12 protein-coding genes are annotated in these 18,457 nt (G+C 64.9%); 2 read left to right on the top strand and 10 right to left on the bottom strand.

All coding sequences use genetic code 11. The annotated features are described in order from the left end of the window. Positions 1 to 7 precede the first annotated feature (7 nt). Positions 8 to 1,042 carry a uroporphyrinogen-III C-methyltransferase gene (cobA, locus tag QF015_RS03810; protein WP_310201548.1) on the bottom strand — a complete coding sequence of 345 codons (1,035 nt, stop codon included), beginning with the start codon at positions 1,040 to 1,042 and terminating at the stop codon, positions 8 to 10. A 9-nt stretch (positions 1,043 to 1,051) separates the two neighbouring features. Further along, complete coding sequence (gene nirB / locus QF015_RS03805) at positions 1,052 to 3,682, bottom strand: nitrite reductase large subunit NirB (RefSeq protein ID WP_310201546.1); 2,631 nt, start codon at positions 3,680 to 3,682, stop codon at positions 1,052 to 1,054. 283 nt (positions 3,683 to 3,965) lie between these two features. On the opposite strand from nirB, the gene nirD reads away from it, so the two are divergent. After that, on the top strand, positions 3,966 to 4,328 hold the full coding sequence (gene nirD, locus QF015_RS03800; RefSeq protein WP_310201544.1) for a nitrite reductase small subunit NirD: 363 nt from the start codon (positions 3,966 to 3,968) through the stop codon (positions 4,326 to 4,328). An 8-nt stretch (positions 4,329 to 4,336) separates the two neighbouring features. Here nirD and QF015_RS03795 read toward each other — a convergent pair whose 3' ends face one another. The 4 genes from QF015_RS03795 to QF015_RS03780 all read right to left on the bottom strand — a co-directional run bounded on the left by QF015_RS03795 (position 4,337) and on the right by QF015_RS03780 (position 10,767). Next, entirely contained in the window at positions 4,337 to 6,082 is a 1,746-nt protein-coding gene (locus QF015_RS03795; RefSeq protein WP_429387149.1) for a phospho-sugar mutase, read from the bottom strand. 101 nt (positions 6,083 to 6,183) lie between these two features. Then, positions 6,184 to 7,809: a glycoside hydrolase family 32 protein gene (locus QF015_RS03790; protein WP_429387148.1), complete on the bottom strand. Its 1,626-nt coding sequence runs from the start codon at positions 7,807 to 7,809 to the stop codon at positions 6,184 to 6,186. 94 nt (positions 7,810 to 7,903) lie between these two features. Beyond that, entirely contained in the window at positions 7,904 to 9,502 is a 1,599-nt protein-coding gene (locus QF015_RS03785) for a glycoside hydrolase family 68 protein (protein WP_429387146.1), read from the bottom strand. Between the two features lie 464 nt (positions 9,503 to 9,966). After that, positions 9,967 to 10,767, bottom strand: a complete 801-nt coding sequence (locus tag QF015_RS03780; protein ID WP_429387143.1) for a purine-nucleoside phosphorylase — start codon at positions 10,765 to 10,767, stop codon at positions 9,967 to 9,969. 123 nt (positions 10,768 to 10,890) lie between these two features. Here QF015_RS03780 and QF015_RS03775 point away from each other — a divergent pair, with 123 nt between their 5' ends. Next, positions 10,891 to 12,300 carry an NAD(P)H-quinone dehydrogenase gene (locus QF015_RS03775; RefSeq protein WP_429387140.1) on the top strand — a complete coding sequence of 470 codons (1,410 nt, stop codon included), beginning with the start codon at positions 10,891 to 10,893 and terminating at the stop codon, positions 12,298 to 12,300. Positions 12,301 to 12,404: 104 nt separating this feature from the next. Here the strand turns inward: QF015_RS03775 and QF015_RS03770 are convergent, their stop codons facing one another. The 4 genes from QF015_RS03770 to QF015_RS03755 form a co-directional block, all read right to left on the bottom strand. Next, entirely contained in the window at positions 12,405 to 13,136 is a 732-nt protein-coding gene (locus QF015_RS03770) for an MBL fold metallo-hydrolase (protein WP_429387137.1), read from the bottom strand. Between the two features lie 136 nt (positions 13,137 to 13,272). After that, entirely contained in the window at positions 13,273 to 14,835 is a 1,563-nt protein-coding gene (locus QF015_RS03765; RefSeq protein ID WP_429387134.1) for an FAD-dependent oxidoreductase, read from the bottom strand. Next, positions 14,832 to 17,027: a molybdopterin oxidoreductase family protein gene (locus QF015_RS03760; RefSeq protein WP_429387131.1), complete on the bottom strand. Its 2,196-nt coding sequence runs from the start codon at positions 17,025 to 17,027 to the stop codon at positions 14,832 to 14,834. The genes QF015_RS03765 and QF015_RS03760 overlap by 4 nt, the downstream gene beginning before the upstream one ends. Further along, positions 17,028 to 18,440, bottom strand: coding sequence for an MFS transporter (locus QF015_RS03755; RefSeq protein ID WP_310201529.1), 1,413 nt, complete (start codon positions 18,438 to 18,440; stop codon positions 17,028 to 17,030). Positions 18,441 to 18,457: the final 17 nt, after the last annotated feature.

Raw genomic sequence — 18,457 nt, 5'->3', positions numbered from 1 at the left:
CTTACCTTCAGGCTTCAAGAAGCGAAGCCGCCAGGCGGCTCAGTTCAGCGGATGCTTCAGCATGATTTCGGTTGGCTTCAGCCACACGGACCACCTCGCCGATGACCAGCACAGCCGGGTTGCTGCAACCGGTGGCTGCTGTTTCGATCGTACCCAGATCGGCGATCGTGGTGCGCTGACCCGGTCGGTAACCACGTTCCACCACGGCCATGGGCATGTCCGGATCCATGCCCGCCCGGCGCAGGCCTGCCGCAAGTTGGGGAAGGGTTCCGATGCCCATCAGGACCACAATCGTTCCCCCCAGACCGGCAAGGTGGGTGTGTTCCTTCTCGGTCAAGGGTGCATGGCCGGACACAACGGTGAACATGTGGCTCACTTCGCGGTGCGTCACCGGAATCCCGGCTGCTGCGGGAACAGAAATGGCACTGGTGACACCGGAGATAACCCGCACCGGGACTCCGGCGGCAACACAGGCGGCCACTTCCTCGCCGCCGCGACCGAAGACGTACGGATCGCCGCCCTTGAGCCGGACCACGTTCCTGCCCAACAGTGCAGCTTCGACCATGAGCTTCTCGATGTCACGCTGCGTCACCTTGTGGAGGCCCGGTTGTTTTCCGACATCCACCAGTTCAGCAGATGTCAGGTCCGCCAACTCCTGGTACGGGGCCAAACGGTCGTAGAACACGACGTCGGCATCCCGCAGGGCGTCCACGGCACCCACCGTGAGCAGATCCAACGCACCAGGACCTCCCCCCACCAGGGTTACCTGCCCTTCGGCCCCTGGAGCAGGCTCAAACGCCACAGGGATGCCGGCGTCGCGGCAGCGTTCCACCAGCGGAAGCCAGCCGGCCCCGCCGTCGTCCACTACTGCCACCAGGAACGGGCGCTCCGGGAGTTGACCGTCCGCAAGCGTACCCTCAGGGGTGCTCAGCCGGAACACGGTGGCGCCGGCGGCCTGGTAGCGGCGAATGGCTTGGCGGGCAGACTTTTCCGAGCCCGTGACAAGGACGTCGCGGCCGGTGAGATCGATGGTGAGCTGCATGGTGAACCCCTAGTTTTCTGCGCCGACGGTTTCGCTGCGGACCGGGATGGTGGAGGCGATAAGCACTCCACCCTTTTCTTCGTTGGTGGCGGGGCGGATCTGGCCCCGCTCCGGAACGAAGGAGATGGACTCGTCCTTCTGGTTGGGGGCGTTCACGAAGGAACGGAATCGGCGGAGACGCTCAGGGTCCTTCAGGGTCTCGGCCCACTCGTCCTCATAGGTGTCGATGTGCTTGGCCATCGCAGCTTCGAGCTCCTCGGCGATACCCAGGGAGTCGTTCACCACCACTTCCTCGACGTGCTTGATGCCCCCATCGAGCTCTTCCTGCCAGCGGGCGGTGCGCTGGAGGCGGTCAGCGGTGCGGATGTAGTACATGAGGTAGCGGTCGATGTACTTAAGCAGGGTTTCGTCGTCCAGGTCCTTGGCGAGGAGCTGGGCGTGGGCCGGAGTGGCACCCCCGTTGCCACCGACGTACAGGTTCCACCCATCGGCGGTGGCGATGACGCCGACGTCCTTGCCGCGGGCTTCAGCACATTCGCGGGCGCAACCGGAAACACCCATCTTCAGCTTGTGCGGGCTGCGCAGGCCACGGTAGCGAAGCTCCAAGGCGATGGCCATCGCCACGGAATCCTGGACACCGAAACGGCACCACGTGGAACCAACGCAGGACTTTACCGTACGGAGGCTCTTGCCGTAGGCCTGCCCCGATTCGAAACCGGCGTCCACCAATTCCTTCCAGATGTCCGGGAGCTGCTCCAGGCGGGCACCGAACATGTCGATGCGCTGGCCACCGGTGATCTTGGTGTACAGGTTGTACTTCTCAGCGACGGCCGCGATGACACCGAGGCCCTTGGGCGTGATCTCCCCACCGGCGATGCGGGGGACCACCGAGTAGGTGCCATCCTTCTGCATATTGGCCAATGCGCGGTCATTCGTGTCCTGCAGGGAGCCGCGGCCGGCATCAAGCACGTAGGCGGAGTGCTGGCTGGCCAGGATCGAAGCGATGGTCGGTTTGCAGATATCGCAGCCCGCACCGGTGCCGTACTTTGCCATGATCTCTTCGAAGGACGTGAGTTCCAGGACGCGGATGGCGTCAAAGAGTTCCTGGCGCGAGAGGCTGATGTGCTCGCAGAGGGCCTTGGAGACTTCGATGCCGGACTTCGTCAGTTCGCCTTCGAGGAGCTTCTTCAGCATCGGGACGCAGGAGCCGCACTGGGTGCCGGCCCGCGTGCAGCCCTTCAGCTCACCGAGTTCCCGGACGGGTGCATTGCCCTCGCAGGCTCCGCATCCGTTGATGGTGTCTCGAATGGTTCCAGCCGCCACGTTGTTGCAGGAGCAAAGGATGGCATCATCGGGCAGCTCGGTCTCTGGAGCTTCACCACCGCCGGCAGCGCTCAAGTAGGCGCCGGGTTCCGCGGCAAGTTCGCGGCCCAACAGCGGGCGGAGGCTCATGTACGGGGAAGCGTCACCCACGAAAATGCCGCCCAGGAGGGTCTTGGCGTCGTCAGTGGTGACAATCTTTTGGTACACGCCGCGTGCGGGGTCGGCGTACACGATTTCAAGGGAGTGCTCGGTCCGGGCGAACGCGTCGCCGAAGCTGGCAACGTCAACACCGGACAACTTGAGCTTGGTCGCAGTGTCGAAGCCCGGGAACGTTGCCTGGCCACCGTGCAGGCGGTCGGCCACGATCTCCGCCATGGTGTTGGCCGGAGCTACGAGGCCGAGGCACATGCCGCCATAGTTGGCCACTTCGCCGATGGCCCAGATGCCCTCCACTTCGGTGGCACAGAAGTCGTTGATCACCACGCCGCCACGCTGGCCGAGGCTGAAGAGCTGTTCTTCGCCTTCTGCGGCGCGGAAGAGGTCGTCGCGGGGCCTGACGCCGATGGCAACGATGACGAGGTCGGCGTCGATGGTGCGTCCGTCAGCCATGAGGACACCGGTGACCTGGCCGTCGGCGTCCGTGACAACCTCGGAGGGGAACACCCCGCCATGGACTTCGAAGCCCTTGGCCTCGATCAGACGGCCAAGCGACTGGCCGGCGCCCTCGTCCAGTTGGGTATTCATCAGCCACGGTGCGCCGTTGATGACGATCGGGGTGGCGCCCAGTTGCTCGGTGCCGGCAGCAGATTCGAGCCCGAGGAGGCCGCCGCCGATGGTGACCGCGTTGACCTTGCGGCCCAATTTCCCGCGCAGCCCGGCGATGGCCTTGTTGATGGCCCAGACGTCGTCGAGCGTGCGGTACACGTGAGTGTGCTCGGCACCGGGAATGGGGAGGCGTGCAGCGTCGGAACCCGATGCGACTACCAGGTGGTCGTATTCGTACTTGTTGCCTGCGGCGGTGAGGACACTCTTGGCTGCAGGGTCGATCTTGACGGCGCGCTCGCCGGTCTTGAGGGTCACGGCCTCGTGATCCCACATGGAAGCGTCGCCCAGGGTGAGATCCACGTCGGTTTCGGTGAGGGCCTTGCTCAACGCCACGCGGTCGTAGGGGAGGTGGGCCTCTTCCGTCAGGACCGTAACCTGCCAGCCTTCAAGACCGCGATTGACCATGGCGTCGGTGAAACGGTGGGCAGCGGGGCCGCCGCCGACGACGACGATGCGGCGCGGGTTCTCTGTACTTGAAGTGTGTCCGGTCACTGGTGGGCCTTTCGCAGATGTTGCAGACGGATCTGTCGCAACTTGTGGTTCCAGCCTAGGGACGGGCAGTTTCGCTTCAGTTTCCCTTTTGTTTCGTGAGCTTAACTTCTGCATCACGAACGCATTTCGAGGCGTGTGAGGTCTCTTTTACGCGTTGGACACAAACCCTGACACCTGATGAAACACCGGCGTCCTAGCTTGGAAGAGTGGCCGCAAGCGTGGCCCGGTCCGGGGGATTGAGGGCGGAAAATGCCAGCACCCGGACACAGTGAGAGGGGCTGAAATGACCGTAATTCTGGACCGTGCCGAGGACCTGGCCACCACCGGTGAGTGGCACCGCGTTTGCCCGTTGGATGAGCTCGAACCCGCCTGGGGCGAAGCGGCGCTGATCGCGGGCCGCCAGGTTGCCCTGTTCCGTACCGCGCCCACCGAGGTCTTCGCTGTCGCACAGCAGGACCCGGCAACCCTGGCCAATGTCATGGCCCGCGGCATCATCGGATCCCGGGGAAGCCGGCCCACCATCGCATCGCCGCTCCACAAAGAGGTCTACGACCTCGAAACCGGGGAGTGCTTCACCAACCCCGAACTGACGCTCCAGGCTTTTGCCACCCGGTTGGTGGACGGCTTCATTGAGGTTGAGCTCTAGGCCTCCTCTTACAGGCCGAGTGCCTCGCGGACATCCCTGAGGACGTCGTCCAGGGATGTCCGTGCTGCCAGGCGTGCAGCGGGAAGCTCGGCTGCGGACTCCACCGCTTGGATGACTTCCAAGTAACACTTGAGCTTGGGTTCCGTGCCACTGGGTCTGATGATCACCCGGCTGTGGTCCCTGGTCAGGTAGAGAAGCCCGTCCGTGGGCGGCAGGGCTTCACTTCCTTCGGCAAGATCCGTGGAAACTTCGACGGCGGAGCCCCCGAACGCCTCGGGCGGGTTGACCCGCAGGCGGTTCATCATGGCATCGAGAAGCCCCAGGTCAGCCACACGGATGCTCAGCTGGTCGCTGGCATGCAGGCCGTGCACCAGGTAAAGGTCGTCCAGGGTGTCGAAGATCGTCTTTCCGTCAGCCTTGGCAGCTGCTGCCAGTTCGGCGATCAAGACAGCGGCGGAAATGCCGTCCTTGTCGCGCACCAAATCGGGCGCAACACAGTAACCCAGCGCTTCCTCGTACCCGTAGGTGAGGCCGGGGACCCGTGAAATCCACTTGAAGCCCGTGAGCGTTTCCTCGTGGGCGTACCCTGCCGCTGCGGCGATGCGTGAAAGCAATCGCGAGGACACGATCGAGTTGGCGAAGACGCCGGTCTGCGGTTCGTCTCCGGCAGCCGCAGCCCTGCGCGCAACCACGTGTGCGCCCAGCAGGGCTCCCACTTCGTCGCCCCTGAGCATCCGCCAGGATCCCGTGGCGGGGTCCAGAGCGGCCACGGCGGCGCGATCGGCGTCGGGGTCGTTGGCCAGGACGATGTCCGCGCCCGAGTCCGCGGCAGCCGCGAGGGCCAGGTCCAGCGCGCCGGGCTCTTCGGGGTTGGGGAACGCGACAGTGGGGAAGTCCGGGTCAGGCTCGGCCTGTTCAGCGACGAGCGTGACGTCAGTGAAGCCGGCGGCGTGCAGGACAGAAACAGCTGTTTCTCCGCCCACGCCGTGCATCGGAGTCAGGACGATCTTGAGGTCCCGGGCGGGGAAGTGGTCAGGATCCACCAGGCCTGCCATCGCGGATTCATAGTCCGCGGCGATGGAGGTCGGCAGGACGGTCCAGCCGCCTTCCGCCAGCTCAATGGAGTCCAAGGCACCCACAGCCTCGATTTTGGCGGCAATCTCTGCGTCGTACGGAGCGACGATCTGGGAACCTCGGCCGCTTTCAGACACGGCGTGTCGCCCCAGGTACACCTTGTAACCGTTGTCCTGCGGAGGGTTGTGGCTGGCAGTGACCATGACACCGCCGTCGCAATCGAGGTTCCGGACGGCGTAGGCGAGCAACGGCGTCGGCAGAGCAGCCGGCATCAGGAACGTCTCGATGCCTGACGCAGTGAAGATCGCCGCTGTCTCTTCCGCAAAAATGTCCGAGTTGTACCGGGCATCGAAGCCGACGACGGCGCGCGGCTGGGTTCCCGGCGCAGCGGCAGCTACCGTCTCGCTGAGGAAGGCAGCCAAGCCGGCCGCGGCCCGGCGGACGACGACACGGTTCATCCGGTTGGGACCCGGGCCAAGGGCTGCGCGCAGGCCCGCCGTACCGAATTGCAGCGTGCCGTTGAAGCTGTCGCCCAATTCCTGCGTTGCTCCCGCATCCCCGCCGCTGGCGAGGTCGGCGAGCTCCACCAAGGCAGCCGAGGTCGCCGGGTCTGGATCCTGGGAGGCCCACTCGCGGGCGTCGGTGAGCAGTTGTTCAAATGCGGCATCGCTGGATGTCATAGGGTCAAAACTATCCTCAATGAGCCCCGAAGGGGCAACGAGGGGTGGGAATCCGGCACCATGTGGGGTCGTAAAGGGTGGGATCCCGCCCCCGGCGGCCGTTACAGCGTGCGGGAAGTGACGGTGAAGCCGGTGTCGCCCTCCACGCTGAACGCCGAGGATCCAGTGTTGTCCCATTCCGGGAAGAACGTCTCCGTAATAACCGCCGCGCCACCGGCAGCAAAGACTTCCACCGAGGATGCGTCCAGGAGAATCGTGAGCTGGACTGTGCCGTCGTTGGCGGACGACGGCAGGACCGCCTCGTGATAGGGGCTGAACTTGGCGGAGAAGTTGCTGGTCCCTGCCTCGGAACGGTCCACCCGGACGGTGTTGGTTTCCTTGGTGAAGGAGACCCGCAGGCCGGCTTTCCCGTCGGAGGATCGGCGGAGGACGAGTCCTGCTTCGCGCGCTGACGTGAGGTCCATGGTGAGTTCAATCAGTTGCGAACGGGCGGTGAAGTCACCACCGAGATCCTGGAGTGAGGATCCAAGGGTGAGGTCTTTCCTCTTCACTTCACCGGAGCCCTCCAGCGTGTCGCGTGCCGCAGCGGCTATCGCAGAGCGCAACTCGAGGCGTTTCTGTCCCCGGACCAGGGTGAGCTCGCGCGGGATCGCCATGGAACCGCGCCACGGCGTGGTGGGCACGTCCTGGGCGTAGTCCCAGTTGCCCATCCACCCCAGCAGCACGGGCTTGTCCCCGGGCGCGCCGGAGATGGAATTGGCTGCGTAATAGTCGGCGCCATGGTCCAGCCATTGCGATTCATTGAGCGGCGCATCGGGGGCGGCCGCGTTTTCGGCCGTAAAGCGGGTTCCGTCGAATTCGCCCACAAAGTACTGCATGCCCGATCCGCCCGCAATGCCACCGGGGTTGATGCTCAGGATCATGACCCACTTCTTCGCGGTGGAGTCCTCCACGTCCATCTGGACCAGCTCCGGTACTTCCCAGAGGCCGCCCTGGGCGCCGGCGCCGGAGAAATCGCTCAGGAATTCCCATCGGAGGAGGTCCGTGGACTTGAACAGTTTCACCACCTGCGCGTCCGCCACCACGGTGGTCATCACCCAGTAGCGGCCGGGCTCGTACCAGGTGACCTTAGGGTCGCGGAAATTGTTGTTGGTGGGGGCGAGGTTCAGCACCGGGTTGCCGTGGTACTTCTGCCACGTGGCACCACCGTCCAGGCTGAACGCAACCGATTGGGCCTGCGCTCCTTGGGGGAGTGCGCCGTTCTTGCCGTAGGCGCTGGTGTAGAGGGCCACCATGGGCGGGTTCGATGCGGACCCGAGGCCTGATGCATTATGCGAATCCATCACGATGCAGCCCGAGAAGATTTCCTCGTCGTCACTGGCTTCCATGGCCACCGGTTGCTCTTCCCAGTTGACCAGGTCCTTGCTGGTGGAATGGCCCCAGGACATGTTGCCCCAGGAGTTTCCGCGGGGGTTGTACTGGTAGAAGGCATGGTAAGTGCCGTCGTGGTAGACGAGGCCGTTGGGATCGTTGAGCCAGTTCTTGCCGGCCGTGAGGTGCGCGACGGGACGCCATGGATCCGAGGCGGCAGGCCGGTGGCCGCCCGCGGTGGGGCCCGGCGTCGGACTCTCCTGCTGCGTGCAGGAAGCCGCGGAGAAGGCGACGACGACGGCGGCACTTGCGGCCAGCAACTGGCGGCGGGACAGGTGGGGGCTGGGGTAAGTCATGAGGAGAATTCCTGAAGGGGTCGGGGTGGCAGGGGTGCCGGCTCTTCCGGAGCCGCCACCCCTGCCGTGGCCTCACGGCCGGGGGTGTATCGGCCTACTTGTAGTGGCCTTCGCCGCCGACGCGGACGTTGGTGGGCAGGTAGCCGAACGGGCCCAGGCCGTCCTGGCCTAAGCTGCGGTCAACCTGTGTCACTCCGCCTTGGAAGTTCATCTTGACGGTAGGTGACAAGGAGCCGCCCCGGACCCCGTCCACGTTGTCGATGAACGACTGGACGAGCCCGCCGGGCTGCACGTAGTGCGAATATGCCTGGAACTGGCGGCCGTTCTGGCGCGGGTCCGGACCTTCGGGCGCGTTTGCCGGCATGTTGAGGTCGGTGGGCGAACCCAGGGCCAGGCCGCTGTTGTTGACCGGCTGGTAGTCGGACCGGACGCCGTCCCCGACGAATCCGTAGACGCCGTCGGGGCCGCGCATGCCGTCTGCGTAGGTGAACTGGTGGCTGATGGTGAACAGGTAGTACTTGTTCTTGCCGTTCTCGTTCTGGATGTAGATCTGCGGACGCTCAGTCTGGTCATTGACGCAGTTGGCGGACAGGACGGGCGGGAGGAAGCTCCACTTGCTGAGGTCCTTGTTGTCAGCCACCGCAAGGCCCACGTTTGCCGTCTGGTACCACGCCCCCGTGCTGTTGACCTGGCTTACGGTCTCCGCATGGGGATCACCCGGGCGGTAACCGAGGTCTTCCTGCTTGCACTTGTACGAGCCACGCGTGCCACCGGTGTTGCCTTCGAAGACCATGAAGGTCTTGCCGGGGTGTGCGGGGTCCGCGAACGTGTAGGGGTCGCGGAAGGCGAAGCCCGGGTTCTGGGCCTTGTTCTGGTACAGCTTTCCGTCCGGTTCCAGCAGTTTGGTGTGCTGGAAGCCGTCGAACGTGACGCCGTTCTGGTTGGCGTGGATGTTGCCCAGGGCCTTGGCGATCACGGCATCGGGAGCAATCCCGCCGCCGCCCGCGTTCCGCTCGGCCACGTCGTAGAACGTGGTGGCCGTGTAGAAGACGTTGATCTTGTTGCCCTGCATGAGACGCGCGGAGCCGGACCATTCCGTGTTGCCGATGGACGTGTTGTCCAGGAACAGGTGTCCGCCGTAGTTCCATTTGTCCTTGGCGGGATCGGCGTTGGTCTTCCGGAAGAAGTAGCCGATCCGGGCGTTCCAGTGGCGTTGGTCGAAGCCATAGCCTGCATGCCGGTCAGCAACCAGGGAGAAGATGACATCCCAGCCCTTGTAACTGATCTGGTTGGCTTTCTCGTCCGTCAGGGACCAGGTGTCCCAGACCCATACGTCGTCGTTCATGGCCGGGAAGTCCTTGGGGATTTCCGGCATGGTGACGTTGGGGCTCATCGAGTTCTGGCCGGGTGCAACGTTGGGGTTGCTTTGGGCCATGATCTGCTTGGCGTCGGCGCGCGTCCATTTGGACGTGAAGTCCGCCGCCGGATCGTAGGCCTGTTGCGTGTGCTTGGTCGGCAGCGGGAAGCCGGGTGTGGGTGCCGGCATAGTGCTCGACGGCGGATCCGCCGGCAGGTTCGCCTGCGCGGCCGGCGTCACCAGCAGGATGCTGCCGGCCACGGCGGCTGCAGCCGCGAGGGCTGCTGCCTGTCGCAGCCGGCGGCGTGGCCGGTGAGGGTTTGAGTGCGTGTTCATGCTTGCTCTTCTCGCGGAGTGTTGGACTTCGTGGAATGGGGCGCATGCCCTGACCCCGGGTGGGGGTTTTCTACTCAGGCGTCCGTCGATCCGCTGGAGGCGTCATCGAGGGACGCCATCGTTTCGAGGTGGCGGCGAGCCCTCGTGAGGCACTCGCCGCTGTGTGGTCCAGTACGTCGACTTACCGGAACGCTCTCCACGCTAGACACGTGTTAGGTCGCAAATCAAAGGGCATTTCCTGTGGCTGTTTTGCTACTCGTGAGTACATGCGCAAGCGCTTACATTGCCAACAGGCGCGCGTGGCACGCAGGGCAGGTGAGAATCAAATGTTTCGTCACAGATCAGATATTTTCTGTGAATTCACTGTGCGTTTACTTCCCGCTCGGAACCGCGGGCGGGCGCGCTTTAACGCAGAACGGGGCCCACCGCCGAAACGTGTGGCCCCGTTCTTGTCGTCGGGATGGTTAGAGCTTCGCGATGATGTCTGCCAAGAGCTTCGAAATGCGCTTGCCCGCAGCCTGGCCGGCCTCGAGGACCTCGGCATGGCTCAAAGGAACGGGGCTGATGCCGGCTGCGAGGTTGGTCACCAGGGAGATGCCGAAAACCTCCATGCCGGCGTGGCGGCCGGCGATGGCTTCCAGCGCAGTGGACATGCCCACCAAGTCTGCTCCGATCCGCTTTGCGTACTGGACCTCTGCCGGCGTTTCGTAGTGCGGCCCGGTGAACTGCGCATACACGCCTTCCTGCAGGGAGGCGTCGACTTCCCGGGCGAGGTCGCGGATGCGCGACGAGTAAAGGTCGGTGAGGTCGACGAAGGTGGCGCCCTCAAGCGGCGAGGTCGCCGTGAGGTTGATGTGGTCACTGATGAGTACAGGGGTGCCCGGGGTCCAGTCTTCGTTGAGCCCGCCGCAGCCGTTGGTCAGGACCAGGGTCTTGCAGCCCGCTGCTGCCGCAGTGCGCACGCCGTGGACAACGGAGCGCACGCCGCGGCCTTCGTAATAGTGCGTCCTGGCACCGAGGACCAGCGCGCGCTTGCCCTCCTTGGTGAGGACGGAGCGGATGGTGCCTACGTGGCCCACCACCGCTGGTTTGTGGAAGCCGGGAACTTCCGAAGCATTCAGTGTGGCGGTGGTTTCGCCGATGAGGTCGGCGGCCTCCGCCCAGCCGGATCCGAGCACCAGGGCTACGTCGTGGGATTCGATGCCGGTCTCCGCGGCAATGAAGTCTGCTGCGGCCTGTGCGGCTTCGAAAGGGTCTGTGTTCATCAGCTCAGTGTTACTCACTGGTACAAGCTACCTTGCGGCCGCAGGACTTTGGTAGGGACCCTCGGGCGTGGTGAGGGTGGGCTGAGTGGCAGCCGGCGTGGCAATGAGAGAGAATTGAGGACTGTGACCACCCAAGTTGACTTCAGTGCCCCCCGTATCGCGATCCTGGGAGGTGGTCCCGGCGGATATGAAGCTGCCATGGTGGCCGCCTCACTCGGCGCCCACGTCACCATCGTTGAGCGGGCAGGCCTCGGCGGCTCAGCCGTGCTGACCGACGTCGTGCCGTCCAAAACCCTTATTGCCACCGCTGACCTCATGACCCGCGTCGGTGAGGCGGACGAGCTGGGAGTGAAGTTCGACGGCGACGGTACCGCCTCCAAACCCCGCGCAGACCTCAAGCACATCAACGACCGCGTGCTGAATTTGGCCCATGGACAGTCTGAGGACATCCGTGCAGGCCTGGAGCGCCTGGGTGTGGAGATCGTCATTGGTTCCGGCAAGCTGCTGGACAACAACACCATCGAGGTCCTGACCATCGACGGCACCCGCACCATTGACGCGGACGCCATTTTGCTGGCTGTCGGCGCCCACCCGCGCGAACTCCCCACGGCCAAGCCCGACGGCGAACGCATCCTCAACTGGGCCCAGATCTACAACCTGGACGAACTTCCCGACGAACTGATCGTGGTGGGATCCGGTGTCACCGGCGCCGAATTCGCGTCCGCGTACAACGGTCTGGGCTCCAAGGTCACCCTCATCTCCAGCCGCGACCAGGTCCTCCCCGGCGAGGATACTGACGCGGCCAAGCTGCTGGAAGGCGTCTTTGAGCGTCGCGGCGTGCGCGTGTTGTCAAAGTCCCGCGCGAACGCCGTCGAGCGGACGGACGACGGCGTGAAGGTCACCTTGGGCGACGGATCGGTCGTCACCGGTTCGCACTGCCTTGTGTGCGTTGGTTCCATCCCGAACACGGCCGGGATTGGCCTGGAAGAAGCCGGGGTAACCCTCACTGAGTCCGGCCACATCAAAGTCGACGGCGTCTCCCGCACCACGGCCCCCAACATCTACGCGGCCGGTGACTGCACAGGCGTGTTCGCGCTGGCATCCGTGGCAGCCATGCAGGGTCGCATTGCGATCGCGCACTTCATGGGCGACGGCGTGAAACCGCTCAAGCTCAACCAGGTGGCGTCCAACATTTTCACCTCTCCGGAGATAGCGTCCGTGGGTGTTTCCGAGGCCGATCTTGCATCCGGTAAGTACCAGGGCGACGTGGTGATGCTGTCCTTGCTCAGCAACGCCCGCGCCAAGATGCGCAACACCAAGGACGGGTTCGTCAAGATCATCGCCCGAAAGGGTTCGGGCACGGTGATCGGTGGCGTGGTGGTTGGCCCGAACGCATCCGAGCTCATTTTCCCCATCTCCGTGGCCGTGACCCAGAAACTCCACGTGGACGACGTCGCCAGCGCTTTCACGGTGTACCCGTCCCTGACTGGTTCCATCTCGGAGGCCGCACGGCGCTTGCACGTCCACATGTAGCTCCCACAGTCAGAGCCCGAGCGCCCGTTTCGGGGCTTCGCTGCACACCATGCCGTTCGCACGGCACCATGCGCAGCGAGCCATCGAAACGGGCGTTTCTGCTTCTAGTGGCGGAGTGTCTGCACAGCCTGAGCCAGCGGCATGTGCAGGGCCGCGCCGTGTCCTGGCAGGATCACGTTGGCCTGGACACTCTCCAACTGCCGGGCAGAGGCCAGTGCTGCCGCCGCATCGGAGTGGTACATCCTGTGCAGCATCTGGGGTCCGGATGCCGGGCTGATCGGGTGACCGCTGACGAAAGTGTCACCCACGGCGATCGCACCGGCCCCGGGCAGAAGCAGGGCGCTGTTGCCCGGAGTGTGTCCGGACAGCGGTATTGCCCGCGGCTGGCCGGGCAGGCTCCGGAGCTTTTCCTCGGTCCAGGCCCGGGCATCAGTCGCGGGCTCGGCCTGCAGGGCCTTGGCCTTGATGACGTGGAGCAGCCACCGGAAAACACGCGGACGCCAGGCTCGGACCAGGACCTGGCCGAACGTCACCTGGTGTTTCTCTTTGCCCTGCACGTGGGGGAGTTCAGCGGGGGAGCACAGGATGGGTGTTCCGAAAGTGCGCGAGAAGTAGGCCGCGGATCCCGTGTGGTCCACATGGCCGTGCGTGATCAGCATGGCCTTTGCATCGGCCGGGGCCAATCCCAGTCCCCGGATCGATTCCAGGACGAGGTCGCGGTCGGCAGGGTAGCCGCCGTCGATCATCATGAAGCCTGAGGAATCACGGACGAGGACCCAGTTTGACGCAGGTCCCTCAACAAAATGGACGCCAGGGGCGGGTTCGGATACCTTCACTCCGGAATTCTAGGCCTGTTCCTTGATCTGGTGACGCGAGAACGCTGGAATGCTGCGGGATCGCCGGTCCGGACCGGCGATCCCGCAGCGTTCCAGCGAGGTCGGGGCCGGCGCCAGCTGCGGGGCCCCCGTGGTCTCAGGCGGCAGCCGTTTGGAAGTGTTTCTCGATGATTCCTTTGATGTCCCCATGGCAGCCTCCGCACCCTGTGCCGGCGCGGGTGGTCTTGGAGACCTCGCCAACTGTGCTGCAGCCCTCCAGCACGGAGTCCGAGATGGTGGACGCGCTCACTCCGGCGCAACGGCACACGGTCCGCTGGGGATCGTTGCTGGTAGCGCCGGCGTCCAGCTGGTCGGGCCCATCCAGTCGAAGCAGGAGCGATCGGTCCGCGGGCAGCTCCGAGGAACGTTCGAACAGCACCACCAGCTCGGCAGCCGTTCTGGGCATGCCCACGGCAACAAGGCCTTCAAGCACCCCGCCGCGGGTGGTCATCTTTACGTAGCGGCCATGTTCGGGATCGGCCCACTGGGAAATCTGGCGGCGGGGACGCCCTGACGCTGCGCCGGCTTCCAGCAACTCCTCATCCCATGGATCAGCTTGGTTGTCGCCGGCCACCGCGAGGTTGATACCGCGTGCCTTCAGGACCACCACGCCAGACTTTTCCTTGGGTAGTGCTTCAAGTCCATCCGCGGCCTCCTGTCCATCACGGGCCAGGACTACCAGGTACCCGGCCAGCCATTCTGCCTGGCGCCAGCCCGGACCCACTAAACCGGAGGGCCCACCCGCAGTTCGGCAGTCGATGCAGGATGCATCCGGGCAGCGTACTTCGGCGCAATCGCCGATCGCGAACATGTGGGGCTCGTGATAGGTCCGGAGATGGTGGTCCACCAGGATGCCGGCGCCGGTAGGAAGTCCACAGCCCTCGGCAAGTTCGATCCGGGGGCGGACACCACATGACAAGACCAGCAGGTCGCCGTCGATCGCTGAGCCGTCGTCCAGCAACAGCGCCGAGAAGCTGCCGTCAGGGCCGGATGTTTCGATCCCGGTGGAGCGGGCGTTGCCGGCCATCCGGACTCCGCCGGCACGCAGGCTGTTGGTCAGTACGGAGCCACTGCCGCGGTCAATGCTGCGGCCGAGCGGGAAGGGCCCGTTGTGGACCACAGTTGTGTGAGCGCCCTCCTCGGCAGCAGCCAAGGCAGTTTCCAAACCCAGGACACCGCCGCCCAGGACCACTACGCGCTTGCCGTTGGAAACCGCGGCACGAAGCACAGCCGCGTCCCGCAAGTCGCGCAAGGCAGTCACTCCGGAGGGCAGTACCGGCCGGGCTGGGTCGGGGTTCAGTCCGGTGAGGTTCGGTATGACCGGACGCGAACCGGTGGCGAACACCAGGCGGTCGTAGTGTTCGGACGTGCCATCGGAAAGGACTACCTGCTGACGCGCCCGGTCGATCCTCTTGACTTTGGTGCCCAGCCGAACGTCAACGCCGTCGGACTCCAACTCGGACGCATCGGCCATGGCCAGAGCCCCGGCCGTTGTGCGGCCGACGCCAAGCTCAGCAACCATGACCCGGTTGTAGGCAGCTTCTGCCTCCTGGCCCACTACGAGAAGCTGCACCAGCCCCGTGCGGACGGCGGGAAGCAGCTCATCGACGAGCCGTGCTGCGACCGGTCCGAATCCAACAACAACAATGCGCTCGCTCATGAGGCCTCCTTGACGCGCAGTGGCAGTCGCGCACCGGCCGGAACTGTGTACGGGTCCTGGGTGGTGACTGCCCGCCGGACCCATACACGGCTGGTCTTGAATTCCGGCATGCCGGAAAGGGGATCTGTTGCCGCTTCGGTGAGGCGGTTGGCGTTTTCCTGGCCAGGGAAGTGGAACGGCAGGAATACAGTGTCCGGGCGGACAGCAGTGCTGAGCTCGGCGCGGCAGAGCACTTCACCGCGCTCGTTGGTCACGGTGGCGTAGTCGCCATCGGCAATACCGCGGGCAGCGGCCGTACCCGGGTGGATGAGGAGCCGGGCCTGCGGCTGCGAGGCCATCAGTTCCTGGACGCGGCGGGTCTGGGCGCCGGACTGATAATGCTCCAGGAGCCTGCCGGTAGCCAGGGCCAGCGAATCATCCGCAAACGAACGGACGGCCCGCTTGGACGGGGTCACCGGAACCATGACGGCCCGGCCATCGGCGTGGGCAAACCCGTCGGCGAAAAGTCGCGGAGTCCCGGTGCTACCCACAGGGTAGGGCCAGTAGGCGGCTTCGCCGTTGTCCAACATGGCGTAGTCAATCCCGGAGTAGTCGGCCAGGCCCCCGGCAGACGCCAAGCGAAGTTCTTCAAAAACAGTCTCGGGATCATCGCTGAACGTTGAAGGGGCCTCAAGCAGTTCTGCCAGCCGGGCCATGAGCCACAACTCGCTGCGGACGCCCGGGGGAGGACTCAATGCGCGACGGCGACGGATCACGCGGCCCTCGAGGTTGGTGAGGGTGCCTTCTTCCTCGGCCCACTGCGTCACGGGCAACACCAGGTCGGCTTCGGCAGCGGTTTCTGACATGAAGAAGTCACATACCACCAGGAAGTCCAGGCTGCGAAGTCCTTGGAGCACGGCGTTGGTATCGGGTGCGGACACCACCACATTGGCGCCGTGGACGAAAAGGCACCGGACGCCGTCGGGCCTTCCGAGCGATTTAAGGAGTTCGACGGCGGGCAGGCCGGGACCGGGGATGAGGGACTCATCGATGCCCCACACGCCGGCCACATGGGCGCGTGCGGCGGGATCGGTGATCTTGCGGTAGCCCGGGAGTTGGTCGGCCTTCTGGCCGTGTTCGCGGCCGCCCTGGCCGTTGCCTTGGCCGGTGAGGGTGCCGTAGCCGCTGCGGGCTGACCCGGGCAGGCCAAGGAGCAGGCTGAGGTTGATGGCGGCGGTGGCGGTGTCCGTGCCGTCGACGTGCTGCTCCACGCCGCGGCCGCTGAGAATGTAGCTGCCGCCGTCGCGGGCTCCTTGCGCCAGGCGGCGGGCGGTTTCGCGGATCAGCGTGGCGGGAACGCCGGTGATGGATTGGACGCGCTCGGGCCAGAACGCGTTGAGGCTCCGAACCACCGCAGCGTAGCCGCTGGTGTTGGCCTCGATGTACGCGGAGTCGGCCAGCCCCTCGTGGACCACTACGTGGCTGATGCCCAAAAGGAGGGCCAAATCAGTACCGGGCGTCGGCTGCAAGTGGAGGCCGCCGCCGTCGGACGTGAACGCTGCGGTCGCCGAGCGGCGGGGGTCCACCACAATCAGGCCGCCGGCGTCCCGCGCGCCCTGCAGGTGCTGGACGAACGGCGGCATCGTCTCGGCAACGTTGGATCCGAGCATGAGGATTACGGACGCGGTGTCGAGGTCCGTGACGGGGAAGGGAAGGCCCCGGTCCACGCCGAAGGCGCGGTTCCCGGCGGCGGCAGCGGAGGACATGCAGAAGCGGCCGTTGTAGTCGATGCGCGACGTGCGCAGCGCAAGGCGGGCGAATTTGCCCAACATGTACGCCTTCTCGTTGGTGAGGCCGCCTCCTCCGAAAACACCCACGGCGTCGTTCCCGTACTGCTGCTGGGTGTCCTTCACGGCTGCGGTGATCAGCATGAGCGCCTGGTCCCAGGAGATTGGCTGGTGGACGCCGTCTGAGCCTTTGAGCATCGGTTCGGTGACGCGGCCGTTATGACGCAACAACGACGCCGATGTCCAGCCTTTGCGGCACAGCCCGCCCCGGTTGGTGGGGAAGTCGCGCCCGGAAACCTCCAAGGGCGCAGCCGGTGCTGTCTCCGGCGCTGCCGCCGCCTCTAGAACTGCAGGTGCAGCCGGGGTCAGCGTCATCGCGCACTGGAGCGCGCAGTAGGGGCAGTGGGTATCGGCGCCGTTGGGCATCTAGATGTGTCCGATCATGTTGCGCTTCCGGGCGGGGCGGATGTAGCAGACCCAGCAGACGGTGAGCATCAGGACGTAGGCTCCAACGAATCCGTAGAACGCGGGGGTGTAGGAGCCGCTGGCCGTGTTGGAGGCATTGAGTACCTGGGGGATCACGAAGCCGCCGTAGGCGCCGATCGCGGAGATCAGGCCGAGCGAGGAAGAGGCGAGGCGGGCTGTGGTGGCGCTGGATGCCCCCGAGCGTGCTGCCCGGCTGGACGTTGCGAAGATGACGGGAATCATCCGGTAGGTCGCACCGTTTCCGAAGCCGCTGGCCAGGAAGAGCAGCAGGAAGAGGGTGAGGAAGAGCCAGAAGTTCTTCAGTGGGAGCGTCCAGATCATGGTCAGGGTGATGACGGCCATGGAAGCGAACGAGGTAATGGTCATGCGGGCGCCACCCATGCGGTCGGCCATGCGGCCACCGTAAGGGCGGGCGAGCGACCCAACCAGCGGGCCGAGGAAGGCCAGGGAGAGTGCCACTGCGCCGACATGGATGGAGGAGAAGTCCGGGAAGTAGTCCTTGATCAGCTTGGGGAAGACCCCTGCGAAGCCGATGAAGGATCCGAACGTACCGATGTAAAGGAACGCCATTACCCACAGATGCGGTTCCTTGACGGCGGCGAGTGAGCCGGCCACATCGCCCTTGGCGCTGGTGAGGTTGTTCATGTATTTGAAGGCACCGAAAGCGGCAATGAGGATCAGTGGAATCCAGATGATGCCTGCCATGGGCAGGTTGACGGTTCCGGCAGCCAGCACTGTGATGGCGATCGGGACAACAAGCTGCGCGACGGCGGCACCCAGGTTTCCACCGGCTGCGTTCAGTCCCAGCGCCCAACCCTTTTCACGGGCCGGGTAGAAGAAGGTGATGTTGGCCATGGAGCTGGCGAAGTTGCCGCCACCGAAACCGGCGAGGGCTGCCATGAGCAGCATGACGCCGAACGGTGTTTCCGGGTTGGAAACGCAGATGGCCAGGCCCGTGGTGGGGATCAGCAGGAGCAGCGCCGAGACGATGGTCCAGTTCCGGCCACCGAACTTGGGAACCATGAACGTGTAGGGGATACGGAGCGTAGCGCCTACGAGGCTGGGGATGGAGATGAGCCAGAAGATCTGGTTGGTATCGAAAGTGAATCCGGCTGCGGGCAGTTGGACCACCACGATGGACCACAACTGCCATACGACGAAGCCGAGGAATTCGGCAAAAATGGACCAGTAGAGATTGCGCTTGGCGATGGACCGGCCTTCGGACTCCCATTGGCCCTTGTCTTCGGCATCCCAGTTGGCGATCCAGCGGCCGGGGCGGTGCTCAAGGGTGGAAGTGGCGGTGGCAGTGGACTGGACGGGAGCCAGTGCATCTGCGGTGCGGTCAACAGTCACGGAATGCCTCCTTGGTG

The sequence above is a fragment of the Paenarthrobacter sp. TE4293 genome, assembly GCF_050435325.1.
Taxonomy (GTDB): Bacteria; Actinomycetota; Actinomycetes; order Actinomycetales; family Micrococcaceae; genus Arthrobacter; species Arthrobacter nitroguajacolicus_C.
This window is presented reverse-complemented; position numbering and strand designations above follow the sequence as displayed.

Coding starts and splice junctions, on each gene's coding strand:
- cobA (WP_310201548.1), bottom strand. CDS start 1,042: ATGCAGCTCACCATCGATCTCACCGGCCGCGACGTCCTTGTCACGGGC.
- nirD (WP_310201544.1), top strand. CDS start 3,966: ATGACCGTAATTCTGGACCGTGCCGAGGACCTGGCCACCACCGGTGAG.
- QF015_RS03795 (WP_429387149.1), bottom strand. CDS start 6,082: ATGACATCCAGCGATGCCGCATTTGAACAACTGCTCACCGACGCCCGC.
- QF015_RS03790 (WP_429387148.1), bottom strand. CDS start 7,809: ATGACTTACCCCAGCCCCCACCTGTCCCGCCGCCAGTTGCTGGCCGCA.
- QF015_RS03785 (WP_429387146.1), bottom strand. CDS start 9,502: ATGAACACGCACTCAAACCCTCACCGGCCACGCCGCCGGCTGCGACAG.
- QF015_RS03780 (WP_429387143.1), bottom strand. CDS start 10,767: ATGAACACAGACCCTTTCGAAGCCGCACAGGCCGCAGCAGACTTCATT.
- QF015_RS03765 (WP_429387134.1), bottom strand. CDS start 14,835: ATGAGCGAGCGCATTGTTGTTGTTGGATTCGGACCGGTCGCAGCACGG.
- QF015_RS03760 (WP_429387131.1), bottom strand. CDS start 17,027: ATGCCCAACGGCGCCGATACCCACTGCCCCTACTGCGCGCTCCAGTGC.